General features: G+C 61.8%; 19 protein-coding genes. 14 read left to right on the top strand and 5 right to left on the bottom strand.

Annotated features, from left to right (window positions below; genetic code table 11):
- Positions 1-4: 4 nt before the first annotated feature.
- Positions 5-682 (bottom strand): GntR family transcriptional regulator, encoded by a 678-nt coding sequence (locus LNV09_RS23430; protein WP_263559482.1) that lies wholly within the window; start codon positions 680-682, stop codon positions 5-7.
- 47 nt (positions 683-729) lie between these two features.
- Positions 730-1662 (bottom strand): dihydrodipicolinate synthase family protein, encoded by a 933-nt coding sequence (locus LNV09_RS23425; protein WP_263559481.1) that lies wholly within the window; start codon positions 1660-1662, stop codon positions 730-732.
- A gap of 206 nt (positions 1663-1868) precedes the next feature.
- Here LNV09_RS23425 and yajC point away from each other — a divergent pair, with 206 nt between their 5' ends.
- The 4 genes from yajC (at position 1869) to LNV09_RS23405 (ending at position 7732) form a co-directional block, all read left to right on the top strand.
- Positions 1869-2195 carry a preprotein translocase subunit YajC gene (yajC, locus tag LNV09_RS23420; RefSeq protein ID WP_263559480.1) on the top strand — a complete coding sequence of 109 codons (327 nt, stop codon included), beginning with the start codon at positions 1869-1871 and terminating at the stop codon, positions 2193-2195.
- 179 nt (positions 2196-2374) lie between these two features.
- The gene (gene secD / locus LNV09_RS23415; protein ID WP_263559479.1) at positions 2375-4267 is read left to right on the top strand and encodes a protein translocase subunit SecD; all 1893 of its coding nucleotides are present in this window, start codon (positions 2375-2377) and stop codon (positions 4265-4267) included.
- Positions 4268-4285: 18 nt separating this feature from the next.
- Positions 4286-5320 (top strand): protein translocase subunit SecF, encoded by a 1035-nt coding sequence (gene secF / locus LNV09_RS23410; RefSeq protein ID WP_263559478.1) that lies wholly within the window; start codon positions 4286-4288, stop codon positions 5318-5320.
- A 45-nt stretch (positions 5321-5365) separates the two neighbouring features.
- Positions 5366-7732: a DUF1631 family protein gene (locus LNV09_RS23405; protein WP_263559477.1), complete on the top strand. Its 2367-nt coding sequence runs from the start codon at positions 5366-5368 to the stop codon at positions 7730-7732.
- A 72-nt stretch (positions 7733-7804) separates the two neighbouring features.
- Here LNV09_RS23405 and LNV09_RS23400 read toward each other — a convergent pair whose 3' ends face one another.
- The 3 genes from LNV09_RS23400 to LNV09_RS23390 form a co-directional block, all read right to left on the bottom strand.
- Positions 7805-8257 carry a Smg family protein gene (locus LNV09_RS23400; protein ID WP_263559476.1) on the bottom strand — a complete coding sequence of 151 codons (453 nt, stop codon included), beginning with the start codon at positions 8255-8257 and terminating at the stop codon, positions 7805-7807.
- A 116-nt stretch (positions 8258-8373) separates the two neighbouring features.
- Positions 8374-9495, bottom strand: a complete 1122-nt coding sequence (gene dprA, locus LNV09_RS23395) for a DNA-processing protein DprA (RefSeq protein ID WP_263559509.1) — start codon at positions 9493-9495, stop codon at positions 8374-8376.
- A gap of 19 nt (positions 9496-9514) precedes the next feature.
- Positions 9515-10717: a LysM peptidoglycan-binding domain-containing protein gene (locus LNV09_RS23390; RefSeq protein WP_263559475.1), complete on the bottom strand. Its 1203-nt coding sequence runs from the start codon at positions 10715-10717 to the stop codon at positions 9515-9517.
- 243 nt (positions 10718-10960) lie between these two features.
- Between LNV09_RS23390 and def the strand changes: the two genes are divergently transcribed.
- The 10 genes from def (at position 10961) to LNV09_RS23340 (ending at position 20922) form a co-directional block, all read left to right on the top strand.
- Positions 10961-11479: a peptide deformylase gene (def, locus tag LNV09_RS23385; protein WP_263559474.1), complete on the top strand. Its 519-nt coding sequence runs from the start codon at positions 10961-10963 to the stop codon at positions 11477-11479.
- A gap of 3 nt (positions 11480-11482) precedes the next feature.
- Positions 11483-12439: a methionyl-tRNA formyltransferase gene (gene fmt, locus LNV09_RS23380; protein ID WP_263559473.1), complete on the top strand. Its 957-nt coding sequence runs from the start codon at positions 11483-11485 to the stop codon at positions 12437-12439.
- A 75-nt stretch (positions 12440-12514) separates the two neighbouring features.
- The gene (htpX, locus tag LNV09_RS23375) at positions 12515-13363 is read left to right on the top strand and encodes a zinc metalloprotease HtpX (RefSeq protein ID WP_263559472.1); all 849 of its coding nucleotides are present in this window, start codon (positions 12515-12517) and stop codon (positions 13361-13363) included.
- A gap of 103 nt (positions 13364-13466) precedes the next feature.
- Entirely contained in the window at positions 13467-13832 is a 366-nt protein-coding gene (locus LNV09_RS23370) for a hypothetical protein (protein ID WP_411969342.1), read from the top strand.
- 166 nt (positions 13833-13998) lie between these two features.
- On the top strand, positions 13999-14751 hold the full coding sequence (locus LNV09_RS23365; protein ID WP_263559470.1) for a head GIN domain-containing protein: 753 nt from the start codon (positions 13999-14001) through the stop codon (positions 14749-14751).
- 46 nt (positions 14752-14797) lie between these two features.
- Positions 14798-15526, top strand: coding sequence for an AzlC family ABC transporter permease (locus tag LNV09_RS23360; protein WP_263559469.1), 729 nt, complete (start codon positions 14798-14800; stop codon positions 15524-15526).
- A complete protein-coding gene (locus LNV09_RS23355; protein WP_263559468.1) occupies positions 15523-15852 on the top strand; it encodes a branched-chain amino acid transport AzlD family protein in 330 nt (109 codons plus the stop codon). Before LNV09_RS23360 ends, LNV09_RS23355 begins: the two co-directional genes overlap by 4 nt.
- Positions 15853-15951: 99 nt before the next feature.
- Positions 15952-17148 carry a phosphoglycerate kinase gene (locus LNV09_RS23350; protein ID WP_263559467.1) on the top strand — a complete coding sequence of 399 codons (1197 nt, stop codon included), beginning with the start codon at positions 15952-15954 and terminating at the stop codon, positions 17146-17148.
- Positions 17149-17188: 40 nt separating this feature from the next.
- The gene (locus LNV09_RS23345) at positions 17189-18505 is read left to right on the top strand and encodes a GGDEF domain-containing protein (RefSeq protein WP_263559466.1); all 1317 of its coding nucleotides are present in this window, start codon (positions 17189-17191) and stop codon (positions 18503-18505) included.
- A gap of 98 nt (positions 18506-18603) precedes the next feature.
- Positions 18604-20922: an NADP-dependent malic enzyme gene (locus LNV09_RS23340; RefSeq protein ID WP_263559465.1), complete on the top strand. Its 2319-nt coding sequence runs from the start codon at positions 18604-18606 to the stop codon at positions 20920-20922.
- The last annotated feature ends 80 nt before the right edge of the window (positions 20923-21002 follow it).

Below are 21002 nucleotides of genomic sequence, written 5' to 3'. Positions count from 1 at the left end.
ATGTTTAGGCGATGACCGCTTGCGCGTATTGGCGCAGATAGTCGAGCAGCGCGTCGGAAGCGGCTGCCGCAGCGGCCGGCTCGCCGGCTGCGATCGCTTGAGCGAGCGCCAAGTGGCAGCGCGCGCCTTCGCTCATATCGCCCTGGTGTTGATAGGCATACCAAAAGCGCCGGCATTGAATCGCCATCGGGATCACCGCAGCCACCGCGAACGGGTTGCGGCAGGCGGCGTGATTGACATGGTCCAGCGCCTGGTCGGCCGCCATATAGGCCGGCAGATCCGAGGCTAGGGCGGCGGCCACCATGTGCTGCGCGCAGCTGGCCAAGTCCTCGCGCTGCTGCGGGGTGGCGCGCCGCGCCGAGGTCGAGGCGATCAAACGTTCCAGCACGCGGCGGGCTTCCAGCAAGTCCAGATGTTCGGCCAAGCGGATGTCGCTGACCAGCAAGCCCCGGCGCGGCTGCTGCACGATCAAGCCACTGGCGACCAAGCGCATCAAGGCCTCACGCGTGGGCGTGCGGCCCAGGCCGGTATGCTCGATCAGGTCGGCCTCGACAATCGGCGCACCGGGCCTCAGCAGCAGGGTCGAGATCATCGACTCCAGCTTGTCGTAGGCTTGATCTGCATAGCGCCGCTTGTCGGAACCGTCGTCCGTGAGTGCAGGGGTGATGGCAGCTTTTTTCATATGGCCGCCATCATCGCAGGCTCCACCGCGTCTGGCAGCGCCGTTGCTTAGAACAAACGGCTCAGATCGGGCCGGGTGTCGAGGCCGCGCTGAATGATGGCCATCACGCGGGCGCGCTCCTCGCCGACCAGGGGCAAGCGCGGGCGGCGCACGTTCTCGTTGCCGACACCTGCCATCGTTTCAGCCAATTTGATGTTTTGCACCAGCTTGGCGTGCACGTCCAGATGCAGCAGCGGCATGAACCACTGATAAATCTTCAGCGCTTCGTCATAGCGCTTGGCGCGCATCAGCTTGTAGATCGCCACCGTTTCGGCCGGGAAGGCGTCGCACAGTCCGGCCAGCAAACCGTCGCAGCCCAGGGCCAAGGCCTCGAAGCTCAGATCGTCCACGCCGATAAAGAGTTGGTAGCGATTGCCCAACACATTGCGCAGATCGGTAACGCGACGGATGTTGTCGGTGGATTCCTTGATCGCCACCAGCCATTCGCAGTCGGCCAACTCGACCATGTCCTCGGGCTTCAAGTCGACCCGGTAAGAGACCGGGTTGTTATAGAGCATGGTCGGCAGTGCGGCGGCGGCGCAGATGGTGCGCACATTGGCGATCGCCTCGCGGGTGTCGGCCGGGTAAAGCACGGCCGGCATCAGCATCAAGCCCTCGACGCCGATGCGCGCGGCGCCTTCGACATAGCGCAACGCATTGCGGGTGCTGGTTTCCGACACATTGGCCAAGACCGGCACGCGACCGTTGGCGACGCGCACGGCGATGGCAGCGACTTCGAGCTTCTCCTCCAGCGTCAAGGTGCTGGCCTCGCCGAGCGAGCCGCCGGTTACGAGGCCATCCACGCCGTTGGCGATCTGGAATTCAAAGTGGCGCTCCATCTCGGCGACATCCAAATCCTCGTTCGGCTTGAACTTGGTCGTGACGGCCGGGAAGACGCCGGTCCAGCGCGGCAGATTGGCTTTCGCTTTTGGCAGGGACATGATTTGCTCGCAGGTATGCTGTTGATATATTTAACTGTAGCCTTGCATGATGAGGATGTCAACCGCATATTGCTGCGGGTAAGTTGGGGTCCAAGGCCGGCCGAGTGTTGGATGCTTGGGCGCTTACAATCCGCGCTCGTTCGCCTGCGGCTCTTGATCGCTGATCAAGAGCCGGTTGAGGCGCAATTATTGATAAGGGATCTGTCGTGTTTATTTCCAATGCTTTTGCCCAGGTCGCTCCGGCCGCTTCTGGCAGTACCGAATCCAGCCTGTTGAGCATGTTGCCGCTGGTCTTGATGTTTGTGGTCTTGTACTTCGTGATGATCCGGCCCCAGATGAAGCGCCAGAAAGAGCACAAGGCCATGATCGAGGCGATCGCCAAGGGCGACGAAGTGGTCACCACGGGCGGTCTGCTGGGCAAGATCACCAAGTTGGGTGAGAGCTTTATCTCGATCGAAGTGGCCACGGGTGTCGAGTTGCAAGTGCAGCGCGGCGCGGTGGTGCAGGTCCTGCCCAAGGGTACCGTCAAGTAAGACTTCCCGGGGTGCTTGTGATTTGCGGCTTCCAGCCAAACAAACCAAGCTCAACCGATGAGTCAAGTTAGCCAAGTTGCCCGCTTGCCGCTCAAGCGGTCGGGCAGCGCCCCCAGCACAGCATGCCCTGGTGCACACGCGCCACGCAGCCATCAAGGCCGGGTCTGAGAGGAAACAGCATGAACCGTTATCCGATGTGGAAGTACGCGATCCTTGTCTTCGCGTTACTCGTCGGCACCATTTACACCTTGCCGAATATTTTCGGCGAGGCGCCGGCCGTGCAGGTGTCCAGTGCCAAGGCCACGCTGAAGGTCGACCCTGCGCTGCAAAGCCGGGTCGCAGCCGCTTTGGCCGAAGCCAAGATCACGCCCGACTTCGTGCAACTCGAAGGCAATTCGATCAAGGCACGCTTTACCGATCTGGACACGCAGATTCACGCCAAGGACGCGATCAGCAAGGCGATCAACGCCGACCCGGCCGACCCAAGCTATATCGTGGCGCTGAACCTGCTGTCGCGCTCGCCGCATTGGTTGTCCAGCCTGCATGCTTTCCCGATGTATCTGGGCCTTGACCTGCGCGGCGGCGTGCACTTTTTGATGCAGGTCGACATGAAGTCGGCGCTGACCAAAAAGGCCGAATCGCTGACCGGCGATGTGCGCACCATGCTGCGCGACAAGGGCATCCGCCACTCCGGCATCAGCCGCGATGGCAACAATGTGGTGGTGTCTTTCCGCGACGCTGCGGTGCTCAAGCAAGCCCAGGACTTGTTGAGCGGGCAGATCACCGATGTGCTGTGGGCAAGCTCGACCGAGGGCCTGGAGCAGCGCCTGACCGGCAGCCTCAAGCCAACCTCGATGGTGGCCGTTCAAGACGCAGCACTGAAGCAAAACATCAGCACGCTGCACAACCGGGTTAATGAACTCGGTGTGGCCGAGCCGACGATTCAGCAGCAAGGTCGTGACCGCATCGTCGTGCAACTGCCCGGCGTGCAAGACACCGCCAAGGCCAAAGACATCATCGGCCGCACTGCGACGCTGGAGTTGCGCATGGTCGACGACAGTGCCGAGGCGCAAGCCGCTTTGGCCGGCAGCGGCCCGGTGCCCTTCGGCACCGAGCGTTTCATCGACCGTGGTTTTGGCCCCATCATCGTCAAGAAGCAGTTTGTGTTGACCGGCGAGAACCTGACCGACGCGCAGCCCGGCTTTGACGAGAATCACCAGGCTTCGGTCGACCTGACCTTGGACGCCAAGGGCGGCCGCATCATGCGGGACATGTCGCGCGAAAACATCGGCAAGCGCATGGCCATCATCTTGTTCGAAAAGGGCAAGGGCGAGGTCGTCACAGCACCGGTGATTCGCAGCGAATTGACCGGCGGACGGGTCAAGATTTCAGGCTCGATGAGCACGCAAGAAGCCAGCGACACGGCCTTGCTGCTGCGCGCCGGTTCTTTGGCCGCGCCAATGGAAATCATCGAAGAAAAGACCGTCGGCCCAAGCCTGGGTAAAGAAAACATCGAAAAGGGCATTCTCTCGGTGACCTGGGGCTTTGTCGCAGTGGCGATCTTCATGAGCCTCTACTACCGCTTGTTCGGCGTGATTTCCTCGCTGGCGCTGGGCTTCAACCTGCTCTTGCTGGTGGCCTTGCTGTCGATGTTGCAAGCGACGCTGTCGCTGCCGGGTATTGCCGCGATCGCGCTGGTGCTGGGTATGGCGATTGACTCGAACGTGTTGATCAACGAGCGCATTCGCGAGGAGTTGCGCGCCGGTGCCAGCCCGCAAGGGGCCATCACGATCGGCTACGAACGCGCTTTTGCCACCATTCTGGACTCCAACGTCACCACTTTGATCGCGGGCTTGTCGCTGCTGGCCTTTGGTTCTGGCCCGGTGAAGGGTTTCGCCATCGTCCATTGCTTGGGTATCCTGACCTCGATGTTCTCGTCGGTCGTGTTCTCGCGCGCCTTGGTCAATCTTTGGTATGGCCGTCAGAAAAAGCTCAAGTCCTTGTCGATTGGACAGATTTGGATCCCACCCACCGAGGTTCTCGCGGCTGATCAGCCCGTGGCCAAGTCCTGATAAGACGGAGCTAGAAAAATGGAATTGTTCCGTATCAAGCGGGATCTCCCGCTGATGAAGCATGCGTTGATCTTCAACGTCATCTCCTTCCTGACCTTTGCCGCTGCGGTGTTCTTCTTGATCACACGCCCGCTGCATTTTTCGATTGAGTTCACCGGCGGTACGGTGATCGAGGCTGAATACGCGCAAGCAGCCGATATTGAAAAAACCCGCCAGATCGTCGAGAAGCTCGGCTTTGGCGAGGTGCAGGTGCAAAACTTCGGCAGCACGCGCGATGTGATGATCCGCCTGCCATTGCGCACCGACATCAAGCAGACTGAACAGGTTGATCTGGTCTTTGGCGAGCTGTGCCGGGCTGAGTCCGGCACCATCAGCCAGCGTCAAAGCATCAGTGACAAGGGCGAGTCCATCAGCAAGCAGATCTGCGCGACCGCCGCCGGCGTCGAGCCGATCAAGCTGTCGCGTAGCGAGGTGGTTGGCCCGGCCGTCGGCGCCGAGTTGGCGCAGGATGCTGCCAAGGCCTTGCTGGCCACCGTGGTCGGCATCATGATTTACCTGGCCTTCCGCTTCGAGTGGAAGTTTGCCGTCGCCGGCATCATTGCCAACTTGCACGACGTGGTCATCATCCTGGGCTTCTTCGCCTTCTTCCAGTGGGAGTTCTCGCTCTCGGTGTTGGCGGCGGTGTTGGCCGTGCTGGGCTATTCAGTGAATGAGTCGGTGGTGATTTTTGACCGGGTGCGCGAGGCCTTCCGCAAATATCGCAAGCTGACGACCCATGAGGTGATTGATCACGCCATCACCAGCACCATGAGCCGCACCATCATCACCCACGGCTCGACCCAGATGATGGTCTTGTCGATGCTGATTTTTGGCGGACCCACGCTGCATTACTTCGCGGTTGCACTGACCATCGGCATTTTGTTCGGCATTTACTCTTCGGTCTTCGTGGCCGCAGCGATTGCGATGTGGCTGGGCGTGAAGCGCGAGGATTTGGTCAATACGCCGGTCAACAAGGGCGACCCGGATGATCCAAACGCCGGAGCCTTGGTGTAGAGTCCTTTCAGCTTCTTCGACCTAGCTTCAGCCCGCCCCATCTCTATGACCGTCGCCGCTCGCAACAAGGCTCTCGCCACACAGGCACGGCGCATCTACGTCGAGGCACTGGTGCATGGCCTGGTGGCGCTAGGGCGAGCGGTCAATGAGGCATCCGCCAAGCTGCTGTTGCTGTCGGCCGAATACGCGGTGATGGTGGCGCGCCGCGACGGGGTGCAGTCCTGGAATCGGCACGGCCCGGCTTGGCAAGCGGGCGTCATCAGCGGCATTCGCCATGCGGCGGTCTACGGCATTGTTGACACCCAGAAATCACCCGCCGAAGCCAAAGTCGTGCATACCGAGGGCTCGATGAGCCTGGTTGACGACGACACCATCGAGCGCGAAATCACCGCCTCCCGGCTGGCGCTGGCGATGATGGACAAGGCCACTTGGGAATTCTCCGATCTGCGCACCCGCATGCAGGTCTTGGAGCAGCAAGACGAGTTGGGGCCTCAAGATTTATTTCGAGCCAATGTGCTGGCCAAGCTGGTGCTGGACGCCTGGACGCGTAGCGGCCTGAGCAACTCCGACTGGCAGATGCTGCGCACCGAGCTGCACCAGGAGTTTGCGCAGTTGCTGGGTGAGGCCTATCACGAAGTCAATGCTTGGTTGCTCACGCAGTCGGTGATGCCTGAAGTGGATTTGCGGCCCTTTATCCGCCGTGCGGCTCAGGCGGCAGGAACTGCGGCGTATCCGGGGCAGTCGGCCGAAGCGCAGCTACGCGGCGGGGCGATTCGGGGCGGCTCGGGTTTGTCTCCGGCAGCGGCGGCAAGCCATCCTGCCGCACTCGCTGCGCGCAGCCCCGTCAGCAGTCAGGCCGAGGAAGTCCTGCAGCTCTTGCAGCGCATCGTCGGCGGGCAGGTGCCGGCCTTTGCCGCGACCCGGCTAGAAGCGCATGCGACCGCGCTGAGCGGGGGCGCTTCGGCCTTGGCACCGATGGCGGGAGGCGCCAAACATGGCCTGGCGCCGCGCCTGTCATCCGCCATCAAGCATGCGCAAGAGGCCTTGCAGCGAGCCCCATTGCAGACGCCTGGTGCGCCGGAAGCCGCTGCGCCGCAGGTTTTGGAGGAATTGCAGACCCGCAATCAAGCCTTCAAGCAAGTCCTCAAACAAGCGGCCGAAACACCCGCAGAGCGCGCCACCATCGAGTTGGTGGCAATGATGTTTCAGAGCATCCTGATGGAAGAGCACATCCCCGCGACGGTGCGGGTTTGGTTTGCCCGCCTGCAGATGCCGGTGCTGCGGGTGGCGGTCAGCGAGCCCGATTTTTTTGCCACCACTGACCATCCGGCGCGGCAGTTGATCGACCGCATGGGCTCTTGCGTGATGGGCTTCAGTGCCAGCACGGGGGGCAGCAATGGTGTTTCAGGACCGGAACCCCTGGAGCGTGAGATCAAGCGCGTGGTGCAGGTGGTCGAGGCCTACCCAGACACCGGGCGGCGAGTTTTTCAGACCGTCTTGACCGAGTTCGAGAAGTTCCTTGACAACTATTTTGAGAACGAGAACCTGACCACCAAACATGGTGTCTCGTTGGCCCAGCAGGTCGAGCAGCGTGAGACCTTGGCCATTCAGTACACGATTGAGCTGCGCAAGATGCTCAGCGCGGTGCCGGTGCAAGACGGCGTGCGGGAGTTTTTGTTCCATATCTGGGCCGACGTGTTGGCGGTGACCGCGGTGCGGGCCGGCGCGCAGTCCGAGCAAACGCGGTTGATGAAGCGTGCCGCTGCCGATCTGATTTGGTCGGCCAGTGCCAAGGTGTCGCGCGAGGAGCGGGCCGAGGTGATTCGCCGCCTGCCGCCGCTGCTCAAGACCTTGCGCGACGGCATGGGCCAGGCCGGCATGGCGGTGGAACGCCAGGACGAGCAAGTGCGCACGCTGAACAATGCCTTGGCGGCGGCCTTTACCGCCAAGACCGCACAAATTCCGCGCGAGCGCCTGGACGAATTGATGGATCAGCTTGAAACGCTGGAGGCGATGCTGCCGGAAGGCGGCGACGAGATCGATATCGACCAAACCATGGTGCGCGATCTGTCTGGCCACGAGTCCGAGGGTATGGAAGTGGTGGCCGAGGGCGGCTCGGATCCCAGTCCAGCGATGCTGGCCTGGGCCAAGGAGCTACAGGTCGGCGGCTGGTATATGTTGGACTACCGAAATCGCAACGAGGCGGTGCAACTGGCTTGGCGGGGTACGCGTCGGCAAATGGCCTTGTTTGTTACCGCCAGCGGGCGCGGCGTGCTGTTCCAGTTGAACCGGATGGCGGCGTTCCTGCAAGCGGGTCTCTTGCTGCCGGCGCAAGACGAATCTTTGACCGTCAAGGCGACGCGCAATGCGCTGGCCAAATTGGATGTGGATCCAGCGCGTCTGCTGAACTGAGGCCGTTTAGGCCGTTTAGGTCATTTAAGTCGTCTTGGTCGTCTAGGCCGCTTAGACCGTTGTGGCCCGGGTTCAGTGGATCAGCCGGTCTTCGGGCGCTACAAACAACTCATCCAAGATCAGCGCATCGGGTTCTTCGCCGCGACTCCAGAACACCATCAAGACGATGATCTTGAGGTCTTCCAGATCCATAGGGCCGCCGGCAATCGCCATGCCGCGGTCTATGACCATTTCTCGCATCGGTGGCGGCAACACGCCGGCCGACTCCAGGAAACTGATGAAACCGACCGAGAGCTCACCCAAGTGGTCCAGTTCGGCGACCGAGTAGACCCGCAAGCTCAAGGCGCTTTGTTTCCCTTGATAAGAAGCGGCACCTTGGGCCAAGCCTTCAAGCCAAGACAGCGCTTCTTGGATTTCGTCGCTTTCGAATCCAACGGCCGACAATTTGCGCGTCAATTGGGCGTTATCCGGGCAGGCATCCGGACGCCAATAGGTTTCGTAGAGATAGACCAGCACGTCAAACATGGGCCAACTATACCGCAGGCCTTTTAGCCCTTCGGACCGAAAAATAGCGCTTCCAAGTGGCTAAACGGGCTTGATTTTGGGCTGAGCGTCGCCTTTGCCAGCAGTTATGCGAGCAGTCAGGCGCACTTGCGGCGTTGAAAAAGCTGGCCGGCCAGGCGCGCGATTTCGCCGTTCAATTCAAGCTCCAGCAAAAGCCCGCTCAGGTCCGCGACCGGCCAGCCACCGCGCTGCGCCAGCCCATCAAGGCTCACCGGCTCGAAGCCCATCAAGTTCAACACTTGGGTTTGTTCGCGGCTCAAATGGGCCTGTGCGCTGGCGCTGCCCGACTCCGCGCGAGCAGCGCCGGGCGGCATCTTCAACTCTTCCAGCACGTCCTCGACCCGTTCGACCAGTTTGGCGCCTTGTCGTATCAGCGCATGACAGCCCTGGCTCAAGGGGGAGTGAATCGAACCGGGAATGGCAAACACCTCGCGACCGGCCTCGCTGGCCAGCCGTGCAGTGATCAGCGAGCCCGACTTCAGCGCCGCCTCGACCACCAGGCAGCCCAGCGAAAGGCCCGCAATGATTCGATTGCGACGCGGAAAATTCGGCGGCAGCACCGGCGTGCCCAGCGAGTATTCGCTGATCAAGAGGCCGCGCGCGATGATTTCCTGGCTCAGCTTGAGATGGCGCCTGGGGTAAATCTGGTCCAGCCCGGTGCCCAGCACGGCAATGGTGCTAGCACCCCCCTCGCGCTCGCCGTCCAAAGCGCCTTGATGGGCGGCGCCGTCAATGCCCAAGGCCAGGCCCGAAACGATGCTCAGACCGGCTCTGCTCAAGGCATGCGCGAACTGAGCGGCGTTGTCACGGCCTTGGGCGGTCGGGTTGCGGCTGCCAACAACGGCCAGCGCGGCATCGCCCAAGAGCTCGCGCTTGCCGTGCAGATACAGCAGCAAGGGCGGGTCGGCGGTTTGCAGCAGGGCGGCCGGGTAGTCGGCATCGCCCAAGAGCAAGATGTCATGGGCCGGATCGGCGTTCAGCCAGTCCCAGGTTTGGGTCAGCAAATCGTCAAAGTTGGCGGGTGGGCGGGCCAGGCTCTCGCACTGTGCCGAACTCAAGGCTGCTGCCCACGCGTCGCCCGGCAAGTCAAAGATCGCTTGCGCCGAGCCGGTCAGCGCAAGCAGCCGGCGGGCCGATTCCAGACCAATGCCGGGAGTTTCCAGCAGTCGCAGCCAGGCCGCTAATTCATCGCGCGCCAGCATGAGCTGCGTCCAGCCATCAGGGTTGGCTGAACCTATCCCCGGCCTTGACGGGAGCCTTGACCGAGATGATCAGCGCATAAGACACCCGCTCGTAGACCTGGAACACGAACAGCACACCGTGGCGCTCGTCGGGCAATTTGATGACTTCGCGCTTGTCGCTGGTGCTGTCCACCATGCTGCGGCCCTGCTGCCAAAGCGCCAGCACATGGCCGCGCTCGATACCGTCGCGCCGGCCCCGGTTGAGGGCAACGATCTGGTTCTGGCCCGCGTTCAAGCCCTCGCCGTAAATCGAAACAATCTGACCGTTGATCGGCGCCGAAGGTGAGTGGGGGATGTAGCGCGAGAAACTGCGCTGCGGCACCGGTGAGAGGCGGTCGCCGACGCCGATCTCCTGGCGTACAGCCTTGATCACCAAGGTGGCCGGCACGATCTCGGCCTTGCCATCCGGCAACTCAATACTTTGTTCTGCTTGCTTCAACTCGGCGGTGCCCAAATAGGGCGCCTCATAGCCGAGGATCTCCTGGGTACTCGGATCCAGCAGCGGGCGGGTATTGCGGAACACGCGGTAATCGGTGGCTTGGCTTAGGTCTCCGCGCGCATAGGCCAAATCTCCGCGTGACAAGAGCACCCGTCCCTCGGGTGTAGCCACGATGCGCGGCGCCGTCGCCAATTCATCGGTATCAAAGACCACCGCATCATTCAAAAAGGGTTCGATCAAATTGAGCGGGATCGCTGTGATGGCGTTGCCGTCAAAGTCGCTGCTGCGCACTCGTGGCGAGAGTTTGCCCGATTGATCATCTTCTGCTGCTTGCGTACCTGAGCGCTGTTGCGCCAGTTGCAACTGGGCGCGTCCATCCATGCGGACCAGCATCAGGATTTGACCGGGGTAGATCAGATGGGGGTTGCTGATCTGCTCACGGTTCATGCCCCAGAGCTCGGGCCAGCGCCAGGGGTTGGTCAGGAACAGTTTGGAGATGTCCCACAGCGTGTCGCCGCGCTTGACGGTGTGCGAGTCTGGCGCGTTTGGGGCCAACTCGCTCAAGGGCACACCGGCCTGCGCGACGCGGTCGGCTGTCGCTCGCTGCTGGTCGGTGATGGGCAGGGTGGAGGTCTGCGACCAGGCCGCAGGTGCCGAGCCCAAGAGGCAAATGCCGGCCGCTCGCAGGCTCAAGCCCAGCAGGGTGCGGCGGGGGAGATTCGTGTTTTCGCAAAAAGGCATTGAGCACTCTCTACCGCCTAGGGATGCGGCAATGGGTTGACTTGTTTTACGGCGCAGGCGACAGGTGATTTGCCGCCCGCATAGACCCGCAAGCGGCCAAGCTTGCGCATTTCAGCGAAAATCCACCCGGCCGCGACGATTCTGCCCCCAAAAACAGGCCGTCGCAACGAACAAAACAAGGGCTTTCGCCCTCTTGCAAGCACTTACAAATAGACGTTGTGCCCCGTCCACAACGCGAGAATCATGGCGATATTGAATATTTTGCGTTACCCCGACCCTCGTTTGCACACCGTCGCCACCGCTGTGGTGGCCGTTGATGCCCGCATACAGCGTCTGGTCGACGATATGTTGGAGACCATGTACGGCGCCGAAGGCGTTGGCTTGGCGGCCAGCCAGGTCGATGTGCACGAGCGGGTGGTCGTGATGGACACCTCGGAGGGTCGCGATGACCCGCGCGTTTTGATCAACCCGGAGCTGATCAAAACCAGCGCCGAGTTCACGGAGGGCGAAGAGGGCTGCCTGTCGGTGCCGCAAATTTACGACAAGATACCGCGTTATTCACGCGTCACGGTACGGGCCTTGAATCGCGAAGGCCAGGTCTATGAGTTCGACGCCGAAGGGCTGTTGGCCGTGTGCGTACAGCATGAGATGGACCATTTGATGGGCAAGGTGTTCGTGGACTACCTGAGCCCGCTCAAGCGCGAACGCATCAAGACCAAGATGCTGAAAAAGACGCGTGAAGAAGATGGCCGCCGGCGCTGAGCGATGACGGCTCCGCTCCGCGTCATTTTTGCCGGCACGCCCGAATTTGCCGCCACTGCGCTGGCGGCCTTGCTCTATGCTGGCTTTAGCGTGCCTTTGGTTTTGACCCAGCCCGATCGGCCAGCCGGTCGCGGCATGAAGCTGCAGGCCTCCAGCGTCAAAGAGCTGGCGCTACAGCATGGCATTGCCGTCGCGCAGCCGCGCAGCCTGCGGCTGGACGGCAAATACCCGGAAGAGGCTGCCTCCGCCAGGCAAGCCCTGCTTGATGCAAAGGCCGATGTGATGGTGGTCGCCGCTTACGGCCTGATCCTGCCGCAGTGGGTGCTCGATTTTCCGCCGCGCGGTTGCCTCAATATCCACGCTTCGCTGTTGCCACGCTGGCGCGGCGCGGCGCCGATCCACCGGGCGATCGAGGCCGGCGACAGCGAAACCGGCATCACCATCATGCAGATGGATGCGGGCTTGGACACCGGCGCGATGTTGCTGGTGGAGCGCGTGGCCATCGCTGCGAGCGACACCACGGCCAGCTTGCACGATCGGCTGGCCGAATTGGGCGGACGGATGATCGTTGCGGCCTTGGCCGCTGGAGGTGATTTGCGAGCTACACCGCAGCCCTCAGAGGGCGTCAACTATGCGCACAAGATCGAAAAGGCCGAGGCGCAAATTGATTGGACGCAGCCGGCCGTCGAAATTGAGCGTCGTTTGCGCGCTTTTGACCCGTTCCCCGGTGGCCTGGCGCGGTTGGACGGCGAGGCAATCAAGTGCTGGCGTGGCGAAGTCTGCGCGGGCGCCGGTGAACCGGGTTTGGTCTTGGGCGTGGATGAGCATGGCGTCGTGGTGGCTTGCGGCGAGCAGGCCTTGCGTTTGACCGAACTCCAGCGCGCGGGCGCCAAGCGATTGCCGGCGCAGGCCTTTTTGCAAGCGAAGCCCATTGCGGCCGGAGCGCGCTTCGCGGCTTGAAATTCGCGCTCTTGGCACGACATAAGATCCGGTCTATTGGGCCGTTATCATGCCCCGGAACTTGAAAGGATCACTATGTTCAATTTGATGAAGACCGCTATTTTGATGGCCGCCATCACCGCTTTGTTCATGGCCCTGGGCGGCATGATAGGTGGGCGCAGCGGCATGATGATGGCGCTGACGGTAGCGTTGGGTATGAACTTCTTCAGCTATTGGTTCTCCGACAAGCTGGTACTGAAGATGTACAACGCCCGCGAGGTCGACGAGACCTCGGCGCCGCAGTTCTACACCATGGTCAAGGAACTGGCGGCCAGAGCCGAATTGCCGATGCCGCGCGTCTACATCATTGAAGAAGACGCACCTAACGCCTTTGCTACGGGCCGTAATCCCGAGCATGCGGCGGTGGCCGCCACCACCGGCATCATGCGGGTTTTGTCGGCGGCCGAGTTGCGCGGCGTGATGGCGCATGAGCTGGCGCATGTGAAGCACCGCGATATCTTGATCAGCACCGTCAGCGCAACCATGGCGGGCGCGATCTCGATGTTGGCCAATTTCGCGATGTTCTTCGGCGGGCGCAATAGTGAGGGCCGCTCCAGCAATCCACTGGTCGGCTTGTTGGTAATGATTCTGGCGCCCTTGGCCGCCAGCGTGATCCAGATGGCGATCAGCCGCGCGCGTGAGTTCGAGGCCGACCGCGGCGGCGCCGAGATTGCCGGCGACCCGCAAGCCTTGGCTTCGGCCTTGACCAAGATCCACAACTTCGCTCAGCGCATCCCGATGGCCGCTGCCGAACGCCATCCCGAGACGGCGCAAATGATGATCATGAATCCGCTCTCTGGCAAGGGCCTGGCCGGCTTGTTCAGCACCCACCCGGCCACCGAAGAGCGGGTCGCACGCTTGATGGAAATGGCGCAGCGCCGCTGATGTGCAACTGCGGGCTGACTCAAGCGGGTACTTAACGGGCCGATAAAGGCATATGAAATCAGTGTTCACGCTCCGTGCTGTGCCGTTGCTCGCGCTAGTCTTGATGACAGGTTGCGAGCAACTCGGTATTGAAGATCCCGCCAAATTAGCCGCCATCAAGGAGGCCGAGGGCAAGGCCATCGGTAGCGCCTGCCGCCATGCGCTGCGCGCGATTGAGGACTGCTACACGCTCAACCCCAAGGCGCAGAAGGCAGCTGTCTTCAATGGCTGGAAGGAGATGGACGAATACATGCGCGAGAACAAACTGGAGGGCGTAGCACCGGTAGTGCCGCGTACGCCGGTGGTCAAGCCGGGCGCCGAGCCGGAAGAGGACGTTAAGCCCAAGGCGAAAGGTGGCGAGAAAGCGGCTGAAAAATCCGCAGACAAGGCCGAGGCCAAAGACAGCAAGCCCAAGGCCGCAGCTCACTGAGGCTGCCTGAGCTCATGGGCTGGGAAGCCGTCGCGACCGTTCGCGACGGCTTTTTTACTTTCCAGGCCCGGGCTTACGCAGTCTGTCGCCTCGGGCGGCGCTTGGCCTTCTGCGCGGGTGAAGATGCGGGCATTGCAACGCTGTTTCAGATAGTCAGGAGCTCCTTATGTCGAATCGCCGCCTTCTTCTTGCCGCCGCCGCTGTTGGTGTTTTGGGGCTGGCCGCGCCCGTTCAGGCTTGGACTTGGGGCTTCAATGAACAGGTCAAGGGCTCGGGCGAAGTGGTCAGTGAGACGCGCGACCTGGGTACTTTCGACGCTATCAGCTTGTCCGGCAGTTACAAGGTGCTGGTGCGTCAAGGCTCAGCCGTCAAGCTGGAGATCAAGGCCGACAAGAATTTGTTGCCGCTGATCGAGACCCGCGTGGTCGAGGGCAGCAAGGGCCGCACCCTGGAGATAGGCAGCAAGAAGGGCTTCAGCTTTTCTAGCAAGAGCGACCCGCAAATCACCCTGGTGCTGCCGCTGTTGCGCTCGATCGCCATCGCGGGCTCAGGCGATATGCGGGTCGAGACGATGAAGACGCCCGACGTCAGCGTCAGCGTCAGTGGCTCCGGGGACGTCGAATTTGTCGACCTCAGCAGTGACAGCTTGAGCGTGCAGGTCAGCGGCAGCGGTGATATCAAAGCGCGTGGGCGCGTTGCCAAGTTCAGTCTGGCGGTGGCGGGCAGTGGCGACATCGATGCGCGCGACCTGCAGGCCGATGAGGTCAAGGCCAGCATTGCAGGCAGCGGCAACGCCACCGTGCATGCGGTCAATACCTTGAAGATTTCGATCGCCGGTTCTGGCGATATAGCCTATTTAGGCTCGCCCAAGGTCAGCAGTTCGGTGGCCGGCCGTGGTGTGATCACCAAGCTGAACTGACCGCCATGTGACAAGCTTCCCCTGCTGGGCGGGTGACAATCCCGGTATGAGCAGAACAGAATTGACCGGGGCGCTGTGGCGGCAGCCCGAATTCAGGCGCGGCGCGCGCGAGATGATGGGCGTCAGCCTAGGCATTTCGGCCTGGGGTTTGGTCACCGGCGTGGCGATGGTCAAGAGCGGCTTATCGGTGCCGCTGGCGCTGCTGATGAGTTTGGTGGTCTTTGCCGGCAGCTCGCAGCTGGCGGCCTTGCCCTTGATCGCCAGTGGCGCCCCCATGTGGGTGCTGTGGGCGACGGCCTTTTGTGTCAATCTGCGCTTTGTGATTTTCAGCGTGCAGTGGCGTATGTATTTCGGCCATCTGCCGCTGCTGCAGCGTATGAGTGTGGGTTACTTCGCCGCTGATTTGAATTACGTGGCGTTCTTGAAGCGCTTCCCCGAGCCCAAGCCAAACCCCGCGCAGTTACCTTATTACTGGGGCGGTGTGGCTTGGAATTGGGCCTCCTGGCAAATCCCGTCCATCATCGGCATTCTGGCGGCCAACCATGTGCCGACCGAATGGGGGCTGGGCTTCGCCGGCGTGTTGGCGCTGCTGGGGCTGTCCTACACCTTGCTGAAGGACCGCAACACCTGGGTCTCGGCGGCGGTGGCCGGCTGCGCGGCGGTGGCGGCCTATGGCCTGCCCTTGCGCTTGAACATCCTGGTTTCGATCGCGGTGGCCGTGACGGTCGGTTTGTTGATGGAACATTGGCTGCCCGAGCGGAGGGCGGAGCAATGAGCACCTGGGAAACCGTTCTGGCCATTTTGGGCATGGGGATGATCACGATGCTCACCCGCAGCTTCTTTCTGCTCCCCAAGCAGGACTTGCCGCTGCCCGACTGGGTCAAACAAGGTCTGCGCTATGCGCCGTTGGCCGCGCTGGCGGCCGTCATCGTGCCCGAGATTGTGATGAGTCATGGGGCCTTGATCGACACCTGGAAGGACGCGCGGCTTTATGCCGTGGCGGTCGGCAGCGCCTATTTCTACTGGAAAAGAGGCATTCTGGGCACCATCATCAGTGGCACCGCAGTGATGTTGGCGCTGAGAATCGGGCTCGGCTGGTAACCCAGCTGTTCTGACCAGGCCGCTGGCCTTGGTAAGCTAGCGGCCATCAGCGTCCAGTTTTGTGGGTGCAAAACGCTTTTTTATACCGGGCTCAAGTTCATGAATGTCATTCGTTTCTCCGATTTGATTGCTGCCGGCAAGGTCGCCGGCCAGCGTGTTTTCATCCGTGCTGACCTCAATGTGCCGCAAGACGACGCCGGCAATATCACCGAAGACACCCGCATCCGCGCGTCCATCCCCTGCATCGAGCTGGCGCTGAAGGCCGGCGCGGCGGTCATGGTGACCTCGCATCTGGGCCGCCCGACCGAGGGTGAGTTCAAGCCCGAAGATTCGCTCGCACCCGTGGCCAAGCGCCTGGGCGAGTTGATGGGCCGCGAGGTCAAGCTGGTCGCCAACTGGGTCGACGGGGTCGAGGTCGCACCCGGTGAGTTGGTGTTGCTGGAAAACTGCCGCGTCAACAAGGGCGAAAAGAAAAACGACCCGGCCTTGGCCAAGAAGCTGGCCGCGCTGTGCGATATCTTTGTCAATGACGCCTTTGGCACCGCCCACCGCGCCGAAGGCACCACCTACGGCATCGCGCAGTACGCCAAGATTGCCTGCGCGGGTCCCTTGCTGGCGGCCGAGATCGACGCCATCACCCAGGCGCTGGCCACACCGAAGCGGCCATTGGTCGCCATCGTGGCGGGCTCCAAGGTGTCCACGAAATTGACCATTCTGAAGGCGCTGTCCGACAAGGTTGATGGCCTGATTGTTGGCGGCGGTATCGCCAACACTTTCATGCTGGCGGCGGGTCTGAAGATCGGCAAGTCTTTGGCTGAGCCCGATCTGGTGCCTGAAGCTCAGGCGGTGATCGCGGCAATGAAGGCGCGCGGAGCGGCAGTGCCAATTCCCGTTGATGTGGTGGTGGCCAAGCGCTTTGCGGCCGATGCCGAAGCGACGGTGAAGGCCGCGGCCGATGTGGCCGAGGATGACTTGATTCTGGACATCGGCCCGCAGACCGCCGCCATGCTGGCCGAGCAACTCAAGGCCGCCGGCACTATTGTCTGGAACGGTCCGGTCGGCGTGTTCGAGTTCGACGCCTTTTCACATGGGACCGAGACGATTGCGCGCGCCATAGCCGCGTCCAGCGCCTTCAGCATCGCCGGTGGCGGCGACACCTTGGCGGCGATCGCCAAATACGGTATCGAGAAAGATATCGGCTATATCTCGACGGGCGGCGGCGCTTTCCTGGAAATCCTTGAGGGCAAGACCTTGCCCGCCTTCGAGATTTTGACCCAGCGCGCTCAGGAGGCCTGATCAAGGCAAGCCCGGCGGACTCAACAACCCAGCCAAGCCGATGATTGCACGCCGCATCTTGCTGGGTTTGTTGCTGTCAACCCTGCTGGCCCTGTATGCCAATGCGAACTGGATGACGCGCATCTTGCGCCTCGATGCCAGCACGCTCAAATTGACGCAAGTCGTCGCCGTCAACGACCAAGAGGAGGGCGGTCGCAGTGTCGCCCGAGTCGAGCAGCAGGGCTCCGGTTGGGTCTTGCATTGCAATATTCAGCGCGGCTACGAATGGCCGTTCTGCGATATGCAGATCCGGCTTGGCCAAGCAGGGCAAGGGCTGGACCTGACGCAATTCGACAGCCTGCGCCTATGGGTGCGCGCGAGCGGACCCGAGCCGCATCAGCAGTTGCGGGTGTTTCTTCGCAACTTTGACCCGGCCTATGCCAGCTCAAAAAGTGTCGCCGACCTCAAACCGCATGAGTTGGTTTTTGATCCCAGCGCTGAGACCATGCCGCTGGAGCTGAAGTTGTCGCAATTCATGGTGGCCTCCTGGTGGGTGCAAGAGCACCCATTGCCGGTGCGCTTGCAAGGGCCGCAACTCGACCAGGTCAAGCTCTTGAGTTTGACGACTGGCGGGAGCGTGCAGCCGGGTGAGCACAAAATCTATCTGGACAGGGCCGAGTTTGTCGGCCTGTGGGTGCAGCCGGCGGTGTTTCGACTGGGCCTGATTGCGGTTTGGTTGCTCAGCATGGCCCTCTATCTGCTGTGGGACTGGCGCCGTTCCCGCCGTCGCTTGGGGCAGACCCTGCAGCGCAAACGGGAGCTGCAAAAAGCCAATGCGCGCTTGGTGATGCGGTCCGAAGAATACGAGGCCAAGGCCCACCACGACGGTCTGACCGGTTTGTCTAACCGCATTGGCCTACAGCATGATTTGAAGCTGCTGATTCGGGCGCAGGAAGAGCTGCTGTTCCCGCTGGCGATCGTGTTTGTGGACATTGACCATTTCAAACGTATCAATGACAGCCTGGGACATGACGCCGGCGACGAGGTCTTGAAGTTTTTTGCCGTCAATCTGAAGGCCAATATCCAGCGCGAGGATTTGCTGGCTCGTTGGGGCGGCGAGGAATTCGTACTAATGATGCCGCAGACGACCGAGCGTGAGGCGGTTGCGGTGGCCGAGCGCCTGCGTCAGCATCTGAGCAGTCTGGCTTGGCCGGCCGGCCTGCAAGTCACCAGCAGTTTTGGCGTCGCCCAGGCCGACAGCGAGGCGGGCGTGGAGGCCGCCGTGAGCGCGGCAGATCAAGCGATGTACCGTGCCAAACGCCTGGGGCGCAACCGAGTTGAATTCGGCGCATCAAACATCGGTGCAGCAGCTGAATAGGGTATTGCCATCTTTGCATGACGCCTAAAGCACTCGGCATCGATTAAGTGAAAGCTGCAGGCTAAGCTGCGGCCAGTATGAATAATCAGGAGACTGCGATGAATAACAATTCGGATACCTTGTCCCCGGCCGAAGCCGCCTTGCGCGAAGCCGCGCTCGAATACCACCGCGCACCGACGCGCGGCAAGATCGCGGTCACTCCTACCAAGGCGCTGTCCAACCAGCGTGACCTGTCGCTGGCCTATTCGCCCGGTGTGGCCTATGCCTGTTTGGCGATTGAGCAAGACCCGGCGCTGGCGGCCGAATACACCTCGCGCGCCAATCTGGTCGGCGTGATCACCAATGGCACGGCGGTGCTGGGCCTGGGCGATATCGGCCCGCTGGCCTCCAAGCCGGTGATGGAGGGCAAGGGCTGCTTGTTCAAGAAATTCGCCGGCATCGATGTGTTCGACATCGAGCTGGCCGAGCGCGATCCGGACAAGCTGGTCGACATGATTGCCGCGATGGAGCCCACGCTGGGCGGCGTCAATCTGGAAGACATCAAGGCGCCCGAATGCTTCTACATCGAGAAGAAGCTCAAGGAGCGGATGAACATCCCCGTCTTCCATGATGACCAGCATGGCACGGCCATCATCTCCAGCGCCGCTTTGCTGAATGGTCTTGAACTCGTAGGCAAGGACATCGCGACGGTCAAGCTCGCGGTGTCGGGCGCGGGTGCTGCGGCGATTGCCTGCCTGGACGTGATGGTGGGTCTGGGCGTGCGGCGCGAGAACATCTTTGTCTGCGACTCCAAAGGCGTGATCCAGGATCAGCGCGAGGACGCCAAGGCCGGCAAGTTGGATGAATCGAAGCAGCGCTACTGCCAAGTTAATTCCGCGCGCACGCTGGCCGATGTGGTCGACGGCGCCGATGTCTTCCTGGGTTGCTCGGCCGCCGGCGTCTTGACGCAGGAGATGATCATCAAGATGGCCGTCAAGCCCATCATCCTGGCGCTGGCCAACCCGGAGCCTGAAATTCGCCCGGAACTGGCCAAGGCCGTGCGGCCTGACTGCATCATCGCCACCGGCCGTTCGGACTATCCGAACCAGGTCAACAATGTGCTTTGCTTCCCTTATATCTTCCGCGGCGCGCTGGACTGCGGCGCATCCAAGATCACGGAAGAGATGAAGCTGGCCTGTGTGCGTGAAATCGCCGCACTTGCCAAGGCCGAGACCAGCGACGAGGTCGCGGCCGCCTATGCCGGCGAGGAGCTGCATTTCGGCCCTGAGTACCTGATTCCCAAGCCCTTCGATGCGCGGCTGATTTTGCGCATCGCGCCGGCGGTCGCCAAAGCCGCGGCCGAGTCTGGCGTGGCCTTGCGCCCGATCGCTGATCTGGAGGCCTATCGCCAGTCGCTCGAGCGCTATGTTTATCAGACCGGCATGTTTATGCGGCCGGTGTTCACCGCTGCTAAAGCCAATCCTGCACGGGTGATTTATGCCGAAGGCGAGGACGAACGAGTCTTGCGCGCGGTGCAAGTGGCGCTGGACGAGGGCATCGTCAAGCCCACACTGATCGGTCGGCCCGAGGTGATTGCCGCGCGGCTTGATCGGGCTGGCTTGCGGATGAAGCTGGGCGCCGATGTGGCTGTCATCGACCCGGACAACGACGCGCGCTTTCGTCTGTATTGGGAGGCTTACCACGAGGTCCTGGGCCGACGCGGCGTGACACCCGATATGGCCAAGGCGGCAGTACGCCGCTCGGCCACCACCATTGGCGCGCTGGCGATCAAGCTCGGCGACGCCGACGCGATGATCTGCGGCCTGGTCGGGCGCTTTGACAATCATCTGGAGCATGTCTCCGACTTGATTGGCTTGAAGCCCGGCGCGCGCAACTTCGCCACCATGAATGCGCTGATGTTGGAGCAGCACACGCTCTTCATCACCGACACCTTCGTCAACGACCAGCCCGATGCCGAGCAATTGGCCGAGATCGCCGCGATGGCGGCCGAGGAGGTCAAGCGTTTCGGCCTGCCGCCCAAGCTGGCCTTTGTGTCGCATTCGATGTTCGGCTCCAGCAAGCGGCCCTCGGCCGTCAAGATGCGCCGGGCTCGCGAGTTATTTACGCAGCATGCGCCTGACGTTGAGTGCGACGGCGAGATGCATGGCGACGCGGCGCTGTCCGAGTCGGTGCGCGCCGCCTTCCTGCCCGGCAGCACGCTCAAGGGCTCGGCCAATCTGATGGTGCTGCCTTCGCTGGACGCCGCCAACATCTTATTCAATGTGCTCAAGGTGACCTGCGGCCACGGCGTGACGGTCGGCCCCATCCTGCTTGGTGCGGCGGCGCCGGTGCATATCTTGACGCCATCGGCAACGGTACGTCGGATCGTCAATATGACGGCCTTGGCGGTAGCCGATGTGTTGGCGGCCAAGAGCTGATGCTGTAACCGCGTGAAACCGGTTTGGCGTCTTGAAAGCGGCTCATAATCGCCGCTTGTAACTTTATTTCAGCGAGAGCC

Source organism: Paucibacter sp. B2R-40 (assembly GCF_025717555.1).
Lineage (GTDB): Bacteria > Pseudomonadota > Gammaproteobacteria > Burkholderiales > Burkholderiaceae_C > Paucibacter_A.
This window is presented reverse-complemented; position numbering and strand designations above follow the sequence as displayed.